General features: G+C 35.8%; 15 protein-coding genes. All 15 read right to left on the minus strand.

The window, feature by feature from the left end; genetic code table 11:
- Positions 1 to 19 precede the first annotated feature (19 nt).
- Complete coding sequence (locus ACZLXV_RS10680; protein WP_482383409.1) at positions 20 to 4660, minus strand: PolC-type DNA polymerase III; 4641 nt, start codon at positions 4658 to 4660, stop codon at positions 20 to 22.
- A 47-nt stretch (positions 4661 to 4707) separates the two neighbouring features.
- Positions 4708 to 5760, minus strand: a complete 1053-nt coding sequence (ispG, locus tag ACZLXV_RS10685; RefSeq protein WP_482383410.1) for a flavodoxin-dependent (E)-4-hydroxy-3-methylbut-2-enyl-diphosphate synthase — start codon at positions 5758 to 5760, stop codon at positions 4708 to 4710.
- Between the two features lie 101 nt (positions 5761 to 5861).
- Complete coding sequence (gene rseP, locus ACZLXV_RS10690; protein WP_022224564.1) at positions 5862 to 7220, minus strand: RIP metalloprotease RseP; 1359 nt, start codon at positions 7218 to 7220, stop codon at positions 5862 to 5864.
- Between the two features lie 77 nt (positions 7221 to 7297).
- Positions 7298 to 8461, minus strand: coding sequence for a 1-deoxy-D-xylulose-5-phosphate reductoisomerase (dxr, locus tag ACZLXV_RS10695; protein ID WP_022224565.1), 1164 nt, complete (start codon positions 8459 to 8461; stop codon positions 7298 to 7300).
- 38 nt (positions 8462 to 8499) lie between these two features.
- Positions 8500 to 9291 (minus strand): phosphatidate cytidylyltransferase, encoded by a 792-nt coding sequence (locus tag ACZLXV_RS10700; protein ID WP_482383411.1) that lies wholly within the window; start codon positions 9289 to 9291, stop codon positions 8500 to 8502.
- 18 nt (positions 9292 to 9309) lie between these two features.
- Positions 9310 to 10020: an undecaprenyl pyrophosphate synthase gene (gene uppS, locus ACZLXV_RS10705; protein ID WP_022224567.1), complete on the minus strand. Its 711-nt coding sequence runs from the start codon at positions 10018 to 10020 to the stop codon at positions 9310 to 9312.
- A 179-nt stretch (positions 10021 to 10199) separates the two neighbouring features.
- Positions 10200 to 10754, minus strand: coding sequence for a ribosome recycling factor (gene frr / locus ACZLXV_RS10710; protein WP_022224568.1), 555 nt, complete (start codon positions 10752 to 10754; stop codon positions 10200 to 10202).
- Positions 10755 to 10772: 18 nt separating this feature from the next.
- A complete protein-coding gene (pyrH, locus tag ACZLXV_RS10715; protein WP_367335104.1) occupies positions 10773 to 11477 on the minus strand; it encodes a UMP kinase in 705 nt (234 codons plus the stop codon).
- Between the two features lie 69 nt (positions 11478 to 11546).
- Positions 11547 to 12011, minus strand: coding sequence for an HD domain-containing protein (locus ACZLXV_RS10720; protein ID WP_482383412.1), 465 nt, complete (start codon positions 12009 to 12011; stop codon positions 11547 to 11549).
- Complete coding sequence (locus ACZLXV_RS10725; protein WP_482383413.1) at positions 12011 to 12601, minus strand: hypothetical protein; 591 nt, start codon at positions 12599 to 12601, stop codon at positions 12011 to 12013. The genes ACZLXV_RS10720 and ACZLXV_RS10725 overlap by 1 nt, the downstream gene beginning before the upstream one ends.
- Positions 12586 to 13026: a J domain-containing protein gene (locus ACZLXV_RS10730; RefSeq protein WP_482383414.1), complete on the minus strand. Its 441-nt coding sequence runs from the start codon at positions 13024 to 13026 to the stop codon at positions 12586 to 12588. Before ACZLXV_RS10730 ends, ACZLXV_RS10725 begins: the two co-directional genes overlap by 16 nt.
- Entirely contained in the window at positions 13023 to 13868 is an 846-nt protein-coding gene (locus ACZLXV_RS10735) for a DUF5685 family protein (RefSeq protein WP_482383415.1), read from the minus strand. The genes ACZLXV_RS10730 and ACZLXV_RS10735 overlap by 4 nt, the downstream gene beginning before the upstream one ends.
- Before the next feature lie 145 nt (positions 13869 to 14013).
- On the minus strand, positions 14014 to 16551 hold the full coding sequence (locus ACZLXV_RS10740) for an EAL domain-containing protein (RefSeq protein ID WP_482383416.1): 2538 nt from the start codon (positions 16549 to 16551) through the stop codon (positions 14014 to 14016).
- Positions 16552 to 16754: 203 nt separating this feature from the next.
- Positions 16755 to 17963, minus strand: a complete 1209-nt coding sequence (gene hydF / locus ACZLXV_RS10745; RefSeq protein WP_482383417.1) for a [FeFe] hydrogenase H-cluster maturation GTPase HydF — start codon at positions 17961 to 17963, stop codon at positions 16755 to 16757.
- Positions 17964 to 17996: 33 nt separating this feature from the next.
- Positions 17997 to 19529, minus strand: coding sequence for a methyl-accepting chemotaxis protein (locus ACZLXV_RS10750; RefSeq protein WP_482383418.1), 1533 nt, complete (start codon positions 19527 to 19529; stop codon positions 17997 to 17999).
- Positions 19530 to 19731: the final 202 nt, after the last annotated feature.

Consider the following 19731-nt stretch of genomic DNA (forward strand, 5'->3'; position numbering starts at 1 on the left):
AAAAGTCCAGTCCAATTTATCACATCTCCATAAAATCCATCAATGATATCTGATTGCTGTGTGGAAGATCTCCCATCAAGCCCAAATCTGCCATTGTCTCAACCACTTTTTCACTGACTTTACATCTGTTTTTAAAATCTTCACGTGATAAAAACTTTCCCTTGCTTGCTTCGTCTTCTATCATCTCGGCAGCTTTGTCACCAAGTCCGTCGATTGTAGAAAATGCAGGCATCAGTTTTCCGTCAACTATCTGAAATCTGTTAGCTTTAGAACGATATATATCAATTTTGACAAATTCAAAACCTCTCGCATACATTTCCTGTACTATCTTCATATCTTCAAATGTATCTTTTTCTTTATCTGATAATTCATTTTTTCTCTTTTTGTAATCGTCCATATAATATTCAAGTCTTTCTTTTCCAAGACACATAAGTTCATAGTTGAATGATGTGGCTCTTATGCTGAAAAATGCTGCATAATATGATAATGGATAGTGAACTTTAAAATATGCTACTCTAAGTGCCATCATTACATATGCCGCCGCATGTGCTTTGGGGAACATATATTTTATTTTTTTACATGATTCTATATACCAGTCAGGCACATTACATGCTCTCATGTCCTCTTCCATATCAGGTGTAAGTCCTTTTCCCTTTCGTACACTTTCCATTATTTTGAATGAACGTTCATTTTCAACTCCCATGTGAATGAGGTATATCATAATATCATCACGTGTACATATGGCTGATGAAAGTGTGCAATCTCCTGTAGAAATATAATACTGTGCATTTCCAAGCCATACATCAGTACCATGCGACAGTCCGGATATTCGTACAAGGTCCGAAAAGTTTTTCGGTTTTGCTTCTTTTAACATTCCGTGTACAAATGGTGTTCCAAACTCAGGAAGTCCGAGACAACCAAACGGACAGCCGTCTATATCTTCTGGTTTTATTCCGAGTGCCTCAGTGCTTTCAAATAATGAAAGAACTTTCTTGTCATCCATTCTTATCTGCGATGCATCAACTCCCGTAAGATCCTCAAGCATTCTTATCATGGTAGGATCCTGATGTCCTAAAATATCAAGTTTCAAAAGGTTTGCATCAATCTTATGATAATCGAAATGTGTCGTTATTATCTTGGTTTTCATATCATTTGCCGGATGCTGCACAGGAGTAAATGTGTATATTTCTTCGCCCATAGGCAGAACTACGATTCCTCCCGGATGCTGTCCTGTGCTTCGTCTTACTCCTACACAGCCCTGGGATATTCTTTCTATCTCAGCACCACGTTTTGTCTGTTCTCGTTCCTCATAATATTTTTTTACATATCCGTAAGCTGTTTTTTCAGCAAGCGTTCCTACCGTTCCGGCTCTGAATGTGTGTCCTGCTCCAAAAATAACCTCCGTATAATCATGTGCATTACTCTGATACTCACTTGAAAAGTTAAGGTCTATATCAGGCTCTTTGTCACCTTTAAATCCAAGGAATGTCTCAAATGGTATATCATGGCCCTCTTTGCATAACATTTCACCACATTTTGGACATTTCTTATCCGGCATATCACACGCTGAACTGCCGACATATTTTTTTACGTCTTCTGAGTCAAAATCATAATAATGACATTTCGGACAATAATAATGTGCCGACAACGGGTTTACCTCAGTTATACCTGCCATTGTTGCTACAAACGAAGAACCTACAGAACCTCTTGAACCTACGAGATAGCCATCCTCGTTTGATTTCCATACAAGTTTCTGTGCAATAATATACATAACCGCATATCCGTTGCTTATAATTGAATTTAATTCTCTCTCCAGCCTTTCAACTACCACAGGTGGCAGATCCGGTCCATATATTGAATGTGCTTTGTTATAACATATGTCTCTTAAATCCTGATCAGAATTTTCAATCTGTGGCGGACATTTTCTTGGACTGCACGGTTTTATATTATCCACCATATCAGCTATGAGATTTGTATTTGTAATTACAATCTCCTGTGCTTTCTTTGCACCAAGATATTGAAATTCAGACAACATTTCCTCTGTTGTCCTATAGTAAAGCGGTGCCTGAAGGTCTGCATCCTTAAATCCCTGTCCTGCCATGATTATTCGCCTGTACACTTCATCCTCAGGATTTAAGAAATGTACATCACATGTCGCTACGACAAGTTTATTGTACTCTTCTCCGAGTGAAACAATTTTTCTGTTTATTTCCATAAGGTCATTGTCATCCTGTATCTGCGGAAATCTATCATTGTCCCTTACCATAAATGCATTATTTCCAAGCGGCTGTATTTCAAGATAATCATAGAATTTAACAAGTCTGTCTATTTCTTCTTCCGGCTTTTCCTCAAGTATTGCACGATACAACTCACCGGCTTCACATGCCGAGCCAATCATCAGACCTTCACAATATTCAAGGTAAAGACTTTTTGGAAGCTTCGGTCTTCTGTTAAAATATTTTAAATGTGATTCCGATACAAGCCTATACAGATTAACACGTCCTGTCTCATTTTTTGCAAGTATTACCGCATGATATGACGGCATTTTTCTTATTGTCTCAACTGATGGCTTGCCAAGTTCATTTAACTTTTCAAGCGTACTGATACCCTTTTCATCAAGTTTTTTCAAAAGTTTAATGAATATTTCTGCTGTACATCCGGCATCGTCAACAGCTCTGTGGTGATTTTCCAGCGAAACTCCGAGTGCTTTTGCAACAGTATCGAGTTTATATTTTGAAAGCTCAGGGAGCAATGCTCTTGCCATTGAAACAGTATCAATAACGGTAAAATCCGTTTTATAACCTCTCTCCCTTGATTTTTGTGTTATAAATCCCATATCAAATGATGCATTGTGCGCCACCATAACACTGTCGCCGCAAAATTCCAGAAATTTAGGAAGTATAACATCAATGTTTGGATAATCGGCTACCATGTTGTCATCTATACTTGTCAGTTTAGTTATATTAAACGGAATAGGTCTCTCAGGGTTTACAAATGTACTGAATGTATCAACTATCTGCCTGTTTTCAACCTTTACAGCACCTATTTCTATAATCTGGTTGCTTTTTGCTCCAAAACCTGTTGTCTCCAAATCAAATACAACAAATGAATCATTAAAATTTTGTCCTTTGTCATTTTTTACCGTTCCAATAAGGTCATCTACAAGATATGCTTCAACACCATATAGCATTTTAAGGTTATCGTCAGGTTTTAAACAATGGTCAGCATCCGGGAATGCCTGAACAACACCGTGATCTGTTATGGCAGCGGCAGTATGTCCCCACTTTTTTGCCATGCTCAAATAATCAGAAACCGACATAACGGAGTCTAACTCACTCATCTGTGTATGTGCGTGAAGTTCAACTCTCTTCATTCCTTCGTAATTATCTTCACGATACACACGATTGTCTTTGCCGGGTTTTATTCCTTTTATTGAACTTATTCCAACTTCTCTTGAAAAAGTATCATAAAGAGCAATTCCTTTCATCTTTATGAATTTTCCTTTTTTAATATTATCTCTTACAGGCTCAGCTTCATCTTTTTTTATAAAAATCTTTGCCGTAATAGTGTCAGTAAAATCCGTTACATTGAAAATGAATATTATTTTCTCGTTTCTAATCTCTCTTTCCTCTGTTGAAGAAACCATTCCCTCTATGATAACTTCACCTATTTCATCCTGAATATCAGCAATTTTTGTGATTTCGCCATCACAGTTTCTTCCATAAAAACAATCCTCATCAAACGGTATCTTACTCTTTGTAAATTTACTCTTTCCGTATTTTCTGTCTTTTCCGTATCTTGAAGAATTTTCTGTCTTTTGTGTTTTTGGTGAATTACTTTTTTCTTTTTGACTGTCTTTGCCTGAAACTATAGCACTTTCTTTTGGCACTGACACATCAAATCCCATTGCAGTGTTTTGTGCTGCTTCTCCCTGTGAAATATCAAATCCCATATTTGTGGCAGCATATACCATATCATCAACATAATATGCGGCATCATCAAACGGTATATCTGAACCCATCCCATCTGTACCTGTTTTTTGCATAACAGCACCCGCCTGAATTTCTGAGCTGTCTTGCAGCAGTATATTATCGTGTTTTTGTATATTTTTTTGTTTAGACGGAAATTTAAATATCTCACGTTTCTTCTCTTTTTCATTTGACGGTTCGACGTATTCAATATCTACTGTTATTGAAAAACCTGCTTTTTCTTCAAATATCTTAATAAGATTTTCTTTTAAGTTATATTCACGCCCCCTGTACAAATCGTCGTCTTCACATGATATGTAAACAGACGAGTCTTTCATTTCAAATCTGCCCTGATATAACATATCAAATTCAAGAATGTTTTCTGCCTTGAAAATTTGAAGAATGCTCTCCTTATACTCTTTAAAGAAAGCTTCTGCATCATACTGTTTTGACAATTCAAATCGGTCATGTATTTTTATATCTAAATCCGTACTTCCAAAAAATACTCCCAATGCGTACTCTAAAAGACATATTTCCCTATAAGCAACTACATGACTGCTCACCAGATATATGTCTATCATTTTATTTTCAGAAGATAAAACTACATTTTCAACACTGACATCATCAAATATTTTTTTCTGTCTGTCCGTAAGATTTAATCCCTCAAATGTTTCAAGTAACAATCTCTGCATATCTGCTCCTCCTTAGCGATAAGAACAGATATGTAATTCTGCTCTTATCAGCACATCTTTTCAAGTTCTTCTTTTAACACTCCAAGTATTTCATTTTCAGGTACTTTTCTTATTATTTCACCTTTTTTAATGAGAAGTCCTTCACCTTTTCCGCCTGCTATTCCTATATCTGCTTCTTTTGCTTCTCCCGGACCGTTTACGGCACATCCCATAACCGCAACTTTTATATCTATATCCATGTCCTTAACCATCTCTTCAACTTTTGCTGCAAGGCTGATAAGGTCTATCTGCGTTCTTCCGCATGTCGGGCATGATACAACTGTTACGCCGCCTTTTCTAAGTCCAAGCGTCTTTAATATAAGCTTTGCCGAACGAATTTCCTCGACAGGGTCACCCGTAAGCGAAACTCGTATGGTATCACCTATTCCTTGATAGAGGATATTGCCAAGACCGATTGCCGATTTAATATTTCCCGACAATACAGTACCGGATTCTGTTATGCCTACATGTAACGGATACGGTGTTTTTCCTGCTATAAATTCATGGGCTTTTATGCACATTAATACATCTGATGATTTAATACTTATTACAAGATTGTCGTAATCCATATCTTCGATTATCTTAACTTTATCAAGAGCACTCTCCACAATTCCCTCTGCTGTGACTCCGCCATATTTCTCTATAAGATTTTTTTCAAGTGAACCGCTGTTTACACCCACTCTTATAGGAATATTTCTTTCTTTAGCCACATCAACAACAGCTTTTATTTTATCTGCAGAACCTATATTTCCCGGATTTATCCTTATCTTGTCTGCTCCGTTTTCCATTGCCGCAATAGCAAGACGATAATCAAAATGAATATCTGCCACAATCGGTATGTGAATCTGTTTTTTTATCTGTGCAATAGCTTTTGCCGCTTCCATAGTCGGAACTGTACTTCTGACTATATCACAACCGGCATTTTCAAGTTCAAGTATCTGTCTTACAGTGCTATCTACATCTTCTGTCTTAGTGTTGGTCATTGACTGTATGGCAATTTTGTTTCCGCCACCTATTGATACATTTCCAATCTTAACAACTTTAGTATTATCTCTATACATATTTACCTCTTCTCTTAAAATTAAATTATAAGTTATTTGATTTTATCGCAAAAACCATGATGCCAAAAAGACATCATGGTTTAAAGTGCACCTTACTATATCTAATGCAATATTTTTATTATATCGTTATACATTACAAATACCATAAACAGCATCAGTACAACAAAACCGGCAAAATGAACAAACCCCTCTTTTTCCTTGTCTACAGGTTTTCCTCTGACAGCCTCTATCAGAATGAATACAAGTCTGCCGCCATCAAGTGCCGGAAGCGGTAAAAGATTCATAACACCGAGGTTTGCACTTAAAAGAACAGACATATAAAGAATCTGAAGCATTACAACCCTAAGTCCATAAGATTTGCTCTGATTTATGGCATCACCAACCGTATCAACTATTCCTACAGGCCCTGATACATTTTTGACAGACACATTTCCTGTTATAAGTGCTCCAAGACTTCCGACAGTTGTCTCTATCCAGTATTTTACTTCAACAAAACTGTATTTTACAACATCAAAGCTACTCTTGCTCTTTTCATCCATTGAAGCTATAAACCCAAGTGTCTTTGTGGAATATGGCTCAGGTGTTACCCTGAATGTCTTTTCCTCACCTTTTCTGTCTACCAGAAAGGTGACTTCTTTTCCGTCACCGTTTACTTCATTCATGACAGTGCTAAGCTCACCTGCATTGTTTATCTTTTTACCGTTAATTTCCTTTATTATATCTCCTGCTTTTAAACCGGATTTATCAAATGCCTTGCCTTCAGTAACCTCAGATACCTCAGCGGAAGCTTTTTCATTAGTGGCATATGAAAATCCAAAAAGATATGTCTTATAATTTGGATCTATTTTGAATGATTTTTCTTCGCCGTTTCTTGTAACTACAATATCAACATCCTCACCTGTCAGCGGATGAAGCAGTGTGTAAGTATCAATTTCCCTGCCTATTGTAATCTTTTTGCCATTTACGCTTTTTACTACATCGCCCACTTCAAGACCTGAATTTGCAGCAGGCTGATTGTCATATATATGTTCAATAATCGGATAATCAATTCCGGCATTTGCAAGAATTATAATCGAAAATACAAACGCAAGTATGAAATTAAAAAACGGTCCTGCAAATACAATTGAAAATCTTGCCCATTTTCCTTTCACATTGAATGAATTTTCAGCTTCGTTTATCTCGTCCTCGCCTACCATTGCACATGAACCACCTATAGGCAGCAATTTCCATGAGTATTTTGTACACTCCTGCCAGTCAGGATTACTTTCAAAGTATTTTTGTGAACACAAAAATTTAAAAATAAATCCTTTTTTTCCTTTTGCAACAGTAATAATTCTTGGTCCCATACCTACAGAAAATTCAGGAACACCGACACCATTCTTTTTTGCAAGAAGAAAATGCCCCAGCTCATGTATTACGACTATAACCGTAAATATCAACAACGCCACCAATATATTCATCTAATCCTCCATCTCCGCCCCATGTACAATAAGGCACTGCAGTCTTTAAAAAGCTGCAATCTTTATTTTGTCATTTATTATATGATATTATCATTATATTTAGCTAATATATATGAATAAACATTTTGTTCAATTTCAAGTATTTCCTCTAAAGAAGGCTCTTTAATTGTAGTATGTTTACACATACACTCTTCAATTATATCTGATATCTGCAGATATGCTATCTTTTTCTCAAGAAACAAAGCAACTGCTTTCTCATTTGCCGCATTGAGAACTGTTGGCATACTGCCACCCTCTCTGCACGCATCATACGCAAGTTTCAATCCCTTAAAAGTCTCCATATCAGGTTTTTCAAAAGTGATTTCTGACATCTTCCAAAAATCAAGTCTTTCCCCAGGAAGATACCTTCTGTCAGGATATGTCAGTGCATATTGTATCGGCAGTTTCATATCAGGTGTTCCAAGCTGTGCTATAACAGCTCCATCCTTAAACTGTACCATTGAATGTATCACGCTTTTTGGCTGAACCACCACCTGTATATCATCGCATGATACATTAAAAAGCCATTTCGCTTCAATAACCTCAAGACCTTTATTTACCATAGTTGAAGAGTCAATTGTAATTTTTCTTCCCATTGACCAGTTCGGATGTTTAAGTGCATCTTCAACCTGAATATTTTTGAGTTCTTCTCTTTTCTTTCCCCTGAAAGGTCCTCCTGATGCCGTCAAAAGTATCTTGTCTATGTCAGCATGATTTTCACCGTTAAGGCTTTGAAAAATTGCTGCATGCTCACTGTCTACAGGCAAAAGTTTCACTCCGTATTTTTTTATCATAGGCATGATTATGTGACCTGCAGTTACCAATGTTTCCTTATTTGCAAAAGCAATATCTTTGCCGGCTTTTATTGCTTCCATAACCGGTCTTATTCCAATCATTCCAACAACCGCTGCAACAACAATATCTGCTTCTGAAATAATGGCACACTCTATAAGACCTTCCATGCCTGCAACAATTTTTGTTTTTGCCCCTTTAATGTTTTCTCTTAATTCTTTTGCTTTCTTTTCATCAAATACACATACCACATTCGGTGAAAATTCCTCAATCTGCTTTTGCAGCAGGGATATATTACTTCTGGCTGCAAGAGATATGACATTCATATCCTTATTGTTTCTGATTATTTCAAGCGTCTGCGTTCCTATTGAACCTGTTGACCCTAATACCGCTATATTTTTTGTTTTCATTTTAATCCTCTACTATAAAATTCCATCTGTAAATTGTTCTATGGCAACATATATTTAATAAGATAAAATACGATAGGTGCCGTAAATATTACACTGTCAAATCTGTCTAATATACCACCGTGTCCCGGTATGAGATTTCCGTAATCTTTTATATTGTGGTTTCTCTTGATTGCCGAAGCAGTAAGATCACCTATCTGTGATATAACTGCTGAAACGGCTCCTATTATTGGAAGCTGCCATATAATCTGTCCATGTTTAAAAAATACTAATGCAAATATCAGACCTATAAGTGCAGCACCTGCAACACCTCCGACACATCCCTCAATAGTCTTGTTTGGACTTAACTTTGAAGGCATTTTGTGTTTTCCGATAAGTTTGCCAACACAATAAGCACAGGTATCTGACCCCCATGAACCAATATATATAAACCATACAAGAAGTATACCGTTTTGCGCAAATCTGACTTTAAACACAAATGAAAGCATGACAGTCACATAGATAAGTCCAAACATTAACATCGTCATTTGTTCAGAATTGTATTTAGGATAAGCTATGACATAACATGCCATCAAAACCATAAGCGTAGCTATAAGCCACATTACAAGTTCTTCAAATCCGTTATTTAATATAAGTATGTCAATTACAATACTTGATATATATCCAATAAATGCCGGCATTGTTTTTTCCATACCAACTGTCCTATAAAGTTCATAAAGTCCTATAACAGAGATAAGTGTAATAACAAAAAATAAAGGATACCCTCCGTAAACCATAAGTGCAATGGTAATTGCCATAAGCACAATTCCGCTTAATAATCTTGTTTTAAACATATATAAAACCTCTCATTTTTATTTTACGCCACCAAACCTTCTGTCTCTTGACTGATAAAATTCAACAGCCTTCTGCAGATCTTTTTTTCCAAAATCAGGCCACAATACATCAGTAAAGTAAAATTCAGCATACGCAAGCTGCCACAACAGATAATTTGAAAGTCTCTGCTCTCCGCTTGTTCTTATCATAAGGTCAGGATCAGGTATACCGTTTGTGTCAAGATGTTCTGAAATAACTTTTTCATCTATATCTTCCGGTAAAAGTTTGCCTTCTTTCACCTCTTTTGCAATTGCCGTGATGCCTCTTTTTATTTCATCCCTGCCGCCGTAATTCAAGGCAACCTGAAAATGAAGTCCTGTATTTTTTGATGAAACCTCTTCAAGTTCAATTATCCTTTCCTGAAGGTCTTTGTCAAGTCTTGAAATATCACCTATAACTTTTACCTGCATATTATTTTTTTTGCTTGTTTTAAGACAGTCCTTAAGATATGAATGCAGAAGTTTCATAAGTGCATCCACTTCTTCCTTTGGTCTTGACCAGTTTTCTGTCGAAAATGCATACATTGTCACATATTCTATTCCCATGTCCCATGCTGCCGCACATATCTTTTCAACATTTTTGCTTCCGGCAGCGTGCCCTGCATTTCTTGGAAGCATACGCTTCTTTGCCCATCTTCCGTTTCCGTCAAGAATTATCGCAATATGTCTTGGAACTCCCCTGTTTTCCATAGTCATCCCCTTTTCTTTCTGTAAACTTTCAATCAAATTTTAACTTGCGAAATTATAGGGACAGACAATTCCTGCCTATCCCCCTATTTAAGTACACTAATATTATGATATCGGGGTTAAGCCAACGGTGTAATGTATGTAAACATACACTACTGTCTGCTTTTGACCCCTGCATCATATTATACAGTCATAATTTCTTTTGATTTTTCATCAACCATATTGTCAATTTTGGCAATAAATTCATCTGTGAGCTTCTGGATATCGTCCTCTGCACCCTTCTGCTCATCCTCTGAAATCTCACTTGCCTTAAGTTGTTTCTTTATCATATCATTGGCATCTCTGCGGATATTTCTAATGGCAACTTTAGCACCCTCGCCTTTTTTCTTTACATCTTTTACAAGTTCTTTACGGCGGTCTTCCGTAAGTTCAGGAAATGTAAGTCTGATAACTTTTCCGTCATTGTTTGGAGTAAGTCCAAGATCAGATACAAGAATAGCTTTCTCAATATCTTTTATAAGGCTCGCTTCCCAAGGCTGGATAACGATTGTTCTCGCCTCTGAAACAGATATATTTGCAACCTGCTGAAGATTTGTAGGTGTTCCGTAATATTCAACCATAATCTTGTCAAGGACATGTGGATTTGCACGACCTGCTCTTATGGTTGTATATTCACCTGCAAGGCTGTCTATCGACTTATTCATCTTATCTTTAAATTCTTTTAATTCTATGCTCATAATTTTCCTCCAAAAAGTTTATGCAGTTACAAGTGTTCCTTTTGTAACTCCGTTTACTGTATTTACAATACTGTCTTCTTCATTTAGTCCAAAAATCATCATAGGCATGTGATTTTCCATACACAATACCGCCGCCGCAAGGTCAATAACACCAAGTCTGTTGTTTACAACATCATCAATACTTATCTCATCAAACTTTTTAGCATCAGGATTTACAGCCGGATCAGAATCGTATACACCGTCTATTGATTTTGCTGAAAGAATAACATCTGCTTCAATTTCTACCGCACGAAGGACTGTAGCTGTATCTGTTGAAAAATACGGATGACCTGTTCCACCTGCAAAAAATACAACCATTCCTTTTTCAAAATATTTGTTTGCTCTATCCTTTGAAAATAACTTTGTAAAAGAACCGCATTCAAATGGAGTAAGTACACTTGTCTTTATTCCGACAGATCTGAATATTTCCGATACATAGATACAGTTCATGACTGTTGCTAACATACCAATCTGATCGGCTTTAGTCCTGTCAATGTTTTCGCTTGTACGACCTCTCCAAAAGTTTCCGCCGCCTGTAACTATGCCGACTTCGATTCCGGCATCAACAAGCTTTTTAACCTGTTTGGCAACACCTATACAGGTAGCTTCGTCAAAACCTGTCTTATTCGGACCAGCCAATGCTTCTCCGCTGAGTTTTAATAAAATTCTTTTATAATTTGCCATAATGCACCTCTTGTTTTTGTGTATTTTTACATTCTTAGTTTGAAATTATACCACTAAATTAAATTCAAGTCAAAACTTTATTATTTTAATAGTCTCTTTTGTTGAACATATTTTATCAGCAGCACAGACAATCCAGCCTTCAAGACACTTTGGTGGAATTGGTGTAAGCGGAAACATATGCCTTTTTATAGTATTTTTCACACGCCAGTTTAAATCAAAATCTCTTTCTGCATTTGCAAGTGCCGCAGAAGGATGATGAAAACCATGCGGTCTTTTGTGATGACTGTTTTTGTCATGCCAGTCATATAAGAAATAATCATGGAGCAGTGCTCCCATAATAAGTGAATCAAAATCAACTTTTAAATTATATCTTTCAGCAATATAACAGCTTATATACGCAACTCTCACACTATGCATATACACACTTGTATTACCGTGCTGGATAAATTTTTTGCTCATTTTATATTTTGAGGTGTCTATTATCTCATTTAATATCTTCCGGATAAGCTTATCATGTTCAATCCCTGATTTCACTATTCCCTCCCACAAACAATGATTCCATACCGTTCCTGAAAAAATATATACGCCCTGTCAAATATAAACCAAAGCAGCTCGGCAGCTATAACTGCTGCAAAAACGACTGCAAATACCGGCATATGCTTTATTTTTTCAATAAAATCTGCTGAAAAGATAATTTCCAATCCGCTAATCTTAACAGAAACAAAAACTGCAGCAATCAGAAGAACATGATATATAATACCTTTTATAATATACTGTATTTTGATATTATTCATGATTTTTTCTGCCTTGTCCGAATTCTTTATACTGCCATTTTTTCCCCTAAAATATTCAGCCGCAAGTACATATACACAAAATCCTGCATATGTAAAACAATACAGCTTCTGTGGAGCAAGAATAACTCCAAGGACAACTGCACCTGAACAAAAAACTGCAGCCGTTTTTATGTCAAATTTTCTTTCAACACATCCTGCCAAAAAAGAGGCCAGTGCAAGCAGAAAAAATGAACTTGTCTCTATAACTCCTGCACAAATCTGTAAAATCACAGCTATCGCCATAATAACTCCACACCATGCAACCTGTTTTGACTTTAAATGCAACTGCACAAATCTCCTCCCATACATTCACAAAGTGAATCTGCACACCAAAGATCACAGCATATATTACCTGTTGAGCAATTGTCCAAATTATTTCCATACGGACCTCTTCCGTATCCTGAACCGTACTGTTCATATCTCTGTCTGTTATAATTCTGATTGTAACCCTGACCATAATTCTGAGTTTCCTGACTATAACCCTGAGTTCCGCGGCTGTAACAATCTGCAGACTTTCCGCTTCTCATATCCATTATCCTGCTGTATGCTGTCTGAACCTCCTTAAACTTTTCTTCAGCAAGGTCTGCAAGTGGGTTTCCCGAATTTGCATCAGGATGATATTTCCTGCTAAGCTCCCTATATGCCTTTTTAATTTCATCATCACTGGCATTTGGTGATACACCAAGTATTTTATACGGATCATCAATATTGCTCATATACTTTTTACCTCTTCTTTATTTATTATTTTGTCATATTTGTTCCATACTCCGGCATAGAGAATGTTTCTGAGTATGTCTATATACCCGACACATGGCAGTTTTTCAAATTCTGCACATGCCTCCGACATCTCACTTATAAGTATTTCATATACTTTTTTGTTAAATACATCTGTATCGCCACATAAAAAATACATTTTTTTCAATGGGTTGAATCTGTTTTTGGCTATGTCATCTCTTATATCGTCAAACGCATCCATTATATATACAAACCTGCCTAAATGGAATCCAAATTTTTTAACCTCTTTTTCAAAATAGCCTTTTTTAAAGCACATAATCTCAGCTAACAGCCACCCAAAACAGTCTGCGGCGTCAAAAATTTTTGTGTCCTTATCTTTTTCAAGCTCATTAAGTTTTTTAAGACATACACTGATTTTTCGTGCCTGGCGTTTATAAAGCCGTTTTGTCTGCTTATGTACTTTATCATAAAACAAAGTACCGGCATAGCCCCTGATTGAGCCATCATCAAGCTTATCATCAAGGCAGTGATAATAACTTAACAATATATTCATATCGGCACAATAATCAGTATATTGATTGTAAATAATCTTTTGCTTTTTTGCCGGATGCATTATGCATCTTTTTTCTGCCACAATATTTTCGGCATCATAAAGAGATGATAAAAACACAGCCATAAACGTCATATCATAAGTAAGTGTAATACGACCTTTTAAGCCGTATTTATCTCTTAATCTGTCGCACAACCCACAGTAAAACCCATGATAAATACTGTAATCTTTTATTTTCAACTCAGGTTTTCTTATTTGAACATATCCAAACACATTCTCCTCCAATAATCCGGAATAACGAACATTTAATAATTGATTTAATTTTCGTTATTCCAGCATCTGCATTTTATAATACCATATATTTATGGGTTAATAATATAAAAACACTAAAATAAATATTAAAATAGTATAATTTTTATTAACCGCTTATAATTGCGGCATGAACATATTTATTTGTATCAAAAATATTTATAATATTGTCAATTCGTTTTTTCAGCAATGTTGTATTAAACGGCTTATTTATGACTTCTATCGCACCAAGTTCTATTGCGTGAGCTTCGTTTTCAAAATCACCATACGCAGTCACAATAACCACAGGAATCTTTCTAAGGAAAGAAATCTGTTTTATCTGTTTTAACATATCAAATCCTGACATTTCCGGCATATAAATGTCACATATCACAAGACTTATCTGAGAAAAATTCTTTTTTAAAACATCCATTGCTTCAGCTGCATTTGATGCTTCGATAATATTATATTTTTCACATAATGCCTCTTTTAATACAAAACGGCTTATACCTGAATCATCTGCTACAAGGATTGTGTCTCTGTCATCATAAAACTCATCTGTATCTTTCATTCCGGATTCGTTTTCAAGTCTGCCTACAAAAGCATCTTCCGGAACAGGCTTTGAAAAGTAATATCCCTGGATATTATCACAGCCCATGCTTCTAAGCATCTCATATTGCTTTTCATTTTCAACACCTTCTACAACTGTCTCTATTTGAAGATTCTTTGCCATCTGTATTATAGTGTATATAATATTGCCTGCTCTCTCTGACTGTTCAAGGTCATCCATAAATTTCATATCTATCTTTAATATATCAAAACAACAGTCTTTAAGCATATTAAGTGAAGAATATCCGCTTCCAAAATCATCCATGAGCACTTTAAAACCGTATTTCTGTAATGTATGAATTGCCATAATAAGATCCTGGGGATTATCTTCATATGCACTTTCAGTGATTTCAAGTTTTATATCTTCTGATTTCAGATTGTATTTATCCAGTAACCCAAGCACCTCTTTGTAGAGGTTTTCATTGTAGAAGTTTATCCTTGAAAGGTTTACCGAAACAGGAACAACACGGTTACCTTTGTCCTTTTCCTCCCTCTGATGTCTGCATACTTCCTCACAGACATACATATCAAGTTTTGTTATGAATCCATTTTTCTCAAATGCAGGTATAAATATTCCGGGTGAAATCATCCCTTTCTTCGGATGCAGCCATCTCACAAGTGCTTCTGCACTTATGGTTTTCTTTGTCCTGACATCAACTATCGGCTGATAATATACGACAAATTCATGGTTCTCAAGCGCATGATCCATCTCATTGATAAGTTCCTGTTCAATAAGCATTGATTTTTTCAGGCTGTCATTATAATAATTCCATCTTGTTATATAATTTCCCTTAACCTCCTGTAATGCCATATTTGCTCTGTCACACAAAAGATCTACAGGTATATCTTTATCGTCAATCAGACAAAAACCTGCATGCAGGAATATAGGGTAATTGAGACAGTTCCACGAATCTTTTCCAATCAGAAACTGCTCTATCCCACCTATATTTTCGTCAATATATTCGGCTGTTGTGCAGATTGCAAATCTATCCGCTTCAAACCTTGCACATGTGCCGTTTTTCTTTGTCATCTTCTTTAACACATCGGCGATATTTTTCAAAATCATATCACCGTTTTTGCTTCCAAACAGTTCATTGACAATTTTAAACCTGTCAACATTTAACATTCCTATGACGTATGTATGCTCACTGTCTTTTTTCATCAGTTTTTCCACTGATGCATAAAAACTGTCCCTGTTATTGAGTCCCGTAAGTGTATCACGCTCTACCCTGTATTTCAGTTCCATCATAGTATTTTTCATCGTTGTCTCTGCCTTCATTTCCTCAGTCAGATCCATGAATACTACATGAAATGTCTTTGACTCTGACTCCGAATTTAGCATTTTTGCTGATACACCTGTCCACAATATGTTTTTATCCTTATTTATAAGACGTATTTTGCAATGAATTATGTCATCTCCATCTTTATTCATGATTTCCTTTAAGACTTCCTCATCTTTGCCGTATATTACATCATATATATCATTATCTATAATGTTTTGAAGTTCAGACTTCATATATCCGAGCATGCTTGAAAGACCATCATTGAAATAAGACATCCTCAACTTTTCATTTTTGGTAGAAACTTCTATAATGCCTATACCTCCTGGCACAGTATCAATAAGATTGTACATCTGATGCTGGGTATCTTCCAAAACCTCTTTCATATTTTTTCTCTGATATATGGTCTTTTCTATAATGTTCGTAATTCTGCGTTTTATGATTTTGGGATTGTACGGTTTTGCTATAAAATCATCGGCGCCAAGTGCAAGTGCTTTGTATTCATTTTCCTGCTCACCCGCCTGAGTATTTACTATTACAGGAATTTCACTGTAACTTTTATTTTTCTTTATCTCCTTGAGAAAATCAATTCCATTCATGACAGGCATGATAATATCAAGCAGTATTATGTCAACTTTTGTACCTCTGTTTAAAATATCTAGGGCTGTCGTCCCGTCATCAGCCTCTATAACCTTGTAATCCTGTTCAAATATTCCCTTTAATATAACTCTATTTACCTCTATATCATCCACGATTAGGATAACTATTTCATTATTCATACTTCTTTCACCTCATATCTGCACAATTACTTAAATTAATCATATAACTATTTATTATTATACTTTTTTTCTGCGCTGCTTACAACATTGTTTTTCGTAGTTTACAAATACTTTTTTTCCATTTTATTTACAGTTGTATTTTTAATTTCAACCACAAAATGCAGGCAGTCAATAATATGACAACCTGCACTGTTTTATTGTTTTTATTTAAAATTTTCAAGAAGTTCCGGAAAAACCTCAATACTTCGTTTAAGAATGCCATGCATATAAGCTATTGTAATTCCATAATTTGTAAAAGGAACATTGCTTTCTATGGCACATTTAATTCTATGTTTAACTTCTTTTTCATTTAACATACATCCTCCACAATGTATTATCAATGAATATTCAGAAAGTTTCTGCGGAAAATCCCTTCCTGAAGATGTCTCAATCACAAGTTCTTTCCCAGTATACTCTTTTAACCAGCGTGGAATTTTTACTGTTCCAATATCATCACATTGTCTGTGATGTGTACATCCCTCTGAAATAAGTATCCTGTCACCATCTTTCAATTTATCTATAGCCGCCACTCCTTTTATTGCTGTTTCAAGTGAGCCCTTATATCTTGCCATAAGTATCGAAAAAGATGTCAGTAAAACATCTGACGGCGTATCCTCAGACACCTTTTCAAACGCCTGGCTGTCTGTTATAACCATAGCAGGTTTTTTCCTGAGATTTGAAAGTGTTTCTTTTAATTCATTTTCTTTTACCACGATAGCTGTCGCATCTGCTTCAAGCACATCTCTTATCGTCTGCTGCTGCGGCAAAATAAGTCTGCCCTTTGGAGCCGCAGAATCTATTGGTACAACAATAACAACTAAATCCGACGGTTTTATTAAGTCCCCGACAATCCTAAGTTTAGTGTCCTCAGTCTTTATCATCGTCGCAACACGCTCTTTTAACGCGTCTACTCCTGTTTTGTTCAGTGCACTTACGTTGATTGAATTATCGCTTTTTTCCATCTCTTTGATGTCAGATTTATTGTATACGATAAGATAAGGTACTTCTCTTTTTACAAACAGTTCAATAAGCTGTTTATCACAACCCGAAAGCCCTTTAGCTGAATCTACCACCAAGATTGCTATATCAACTTTATTTAAAACCTGCTTTGTTTTTTCGATTCTGAGTTCTCCAAGTTCACCCTCATCATCAAATCCAGGTGTATCTATAATCATAACAGGCCCAAGTGGCAAAAGTTCCATTGCTTTATAAACTGGGTCTGTTGTTGTCCCTTTTTTATCTGATACAATGGCAAGCTGTTGATTTGTAAATGCATTGACAAGACTTGACTTTCCTGCATTCCTCATGCCAAAAAAACCTATATGTACTCTTTCACCTGATGGTGTGGCATTCAAACCTGACTCCAAACTCATATAAAAACACCTCCGTAGTTACAAATAAAGTTGTTAATTATTATTTAACTGCTTTGTAAGTCTCTTAAGATTGCTTGTTATTTCAACTATCTGTGATACTATCTCAATATTATGTTCACTTACGCTGTATGTGTCACTAGAATGTGCCGCTACTTCTTCTGAAATTGCAGATATGGTTGATATACTGTCAACAATCTCTTTATTTGCAATTGAAAGTTCCTCAACATAGTCAGAAAGTGACTCTGAATTATCTAAAATACTGTCTGTATTCTTAGCAATTGTCTTAAAGCTTGCCGCTGTCTTTTCTGTTGCCTCATTCTGACCCTCTATCATCTCAATCATTTGACCGGTAACTTCTACAACTCTGTCTAATGCACCTGTAACTTCCTGAATCATATCAGTAATTTTAATCGTGGCATCCTGCGTTTCATTTGCCATTTTTGAAATCTCAGATGCAACAACAGAAAATCCTTTTCCTGCCTCACCTGCTCTTGCTGCTTCTATACTTGCATTAAGTGCCAACAGGCTTGTCTGTGATGTTATGTTATTTATAATGTCAACAACAGAATTCATCTTCTCCATATCCTCATTGAGGCTTGCTATCTCATTTGATACCTGCTTTCCTGATTCAACAGATTCATTTACCTTTCCCACCAGATAATCTACGTTATGATTTCCCTGGTCAATAGCATTTTTAGTCTGTTTCACACTCAGAGCAATCTCATCTGTACCCACAGTAACATCATTTATCTTATTTTGTATATTTTCTGTCATGGAGAGCTGCTTCTGAACAGCCGTTGCTGTATCATTTGAACCTGAGCTTACCTGCTCCATTGCGTTTCTTGTATTCCCAATAGAAACATCGAGTTCCTTAATATGACCGTCAGTTATTTCAATATCTGAAATCATCTCCTTAGATATACTCATAATATGGTCAAACATTTCCTTTGTTTCCTGATGTTGAATTTCTATCTGCTTTAACTTCAGACGATTATTAAAATCGAGCATTCTTGATGAAAGTGCTGCGAATGTTGCTATTATTGCCATGACAAAAAGCTGGATTGCAATACTTGCACTGTCTGTTTTTAAATTATATGTACCATTTGATATAAATACTATAACTTGCACAATATTAACAAAAAACATGGCAAGATTTATATACAATGAATATTTATAATCATTGTATACGGTTACTATGATTATCATAGGAATTGCATATACATATGCATGCGAATTCTGTGTCGTAAGTACAAGGAATGTGTAAAATACACCAAATCCCAATGATATAAAGTGTTTAATCGATGTAGCTTCCTTATTTCTGCTGTATGCGATAATCTCCGCTATTGGAGACGCAAGTCCGAGAACAATAACGAATGCAACATATCCTATACTTCTTGAGCCTTTGAATACCTCAATCAAATATGTCAAACTGATAAGTGCCGCTATAAATATATGTGCTCCCATAGCAAGCTTGTTGCTTCTGGCGAATTCTGACATAATTTCAACCTTATTTCTTACCTGGTCAATTCTTTCCTGTGCAATTTTTTCAATTTTTTCATTTTGCATGCTTTGTACCTCCAACCTCGATTTTTAGTATGAACACTTACACGTTCATTATATCATATATAAAATAATAATCAAATACATGTTTCCATTCTATAGCCCACACCAAAAATGAAATTTTAAATTCCACTGCCATATAGGGCGGTGGAATTCAGTCCTGCACAGTAGATATTTACTCTTTCATACATCAGTGTTATTGTAATAA

It is taken from the genome of Butyribacter sp., assembly GCF_056818865.1.

Excerpts from the sequence above, each read along its gene's own strand:
- ACZLXV_RS10680 (WP_482383409.1), bottom strand. The coding sequence starts at position 4,660 with ATGCAGAGATTGTTACTTGAAACATTTGAGGGATTAAATCTTACGGAC.
- ispG (WP_482383410.1), bottom strand. The coding sequence starts at position 5,760 with ATGTATAGAGATAATACTAAAGTTGTTAAGATTGGAAATGTATCAATA.
- rseP (WP_022224564.1), bottom strand. The coding sequence starts at position 7,220 with ATGAATATATTGGTGGCGTTGTTGATATTTACGGTTATAGTCGTAATA.
- dxr (WP_022224565.1), bottom strand. The coding sequence starts at position 8,461 with ATGAAAACAAAAAATATAGCGGTATTAGGGTCAACAGGTTCAATAGGA.
- ACZLXV_RS10700 (WP_482383411.1), bottom strand. The coding sequence starts at position 9,291 with ATGTTTAAAACAAGATTATTAAGCGGAATTGTGCTTATGGCAATTACC.
- uppS (WP_022224567.1), bottom strand. The coding sequence starts at position 10,020 with ATGGAAAACAGGGGAGTTCCAAGACATATTGCGATAATTCTTGACGGA.
- frr (WP_022224568.1), bottom strand. The coding sequence starts at position 10,754 with ATGAGCATAGAATTAAAAGAATTTAAAGATAAGATGAATAAGTCGATA.
- pyrH (WP_367335104.1), bottom strand. The coding sequence starts at position 11,477 with ATGGCAAATTATAAAAGAATTTTATTAAAACTCAGCGGAGAAGCATTG.
- ACZLXV_RS10730 (WP_482383414.1), bottom strand. The coding sequence starts at position 13,026 with ATGAGCAATATTGATGATCCGTATAAAATACTTGGTGTATCACCAAAT.
- ACZLXV_RS10740 (WP_482383416.1), bottom strand. The coding sequence starts at position 16,551 with ATGAATAATGAAATAGTTATCCTAATCGTGGATGATATAGAGGTAAAT.
- hydF (WP_482383417.1), bottom strand. The coding sequence starts at position 17,963 with ATGAGTTTGGAGTCAGGTTTGAATGCCACACCATCAGGTGAAAGAGTA.
- ACZLXV_RS10750 (WP_482383418.1), bottom strand. The coding sequence starts at position 19,529 with ATGCAAAATGAAAAAATTGAAAAAATTGCACAGGAAAGAATTGACCAG.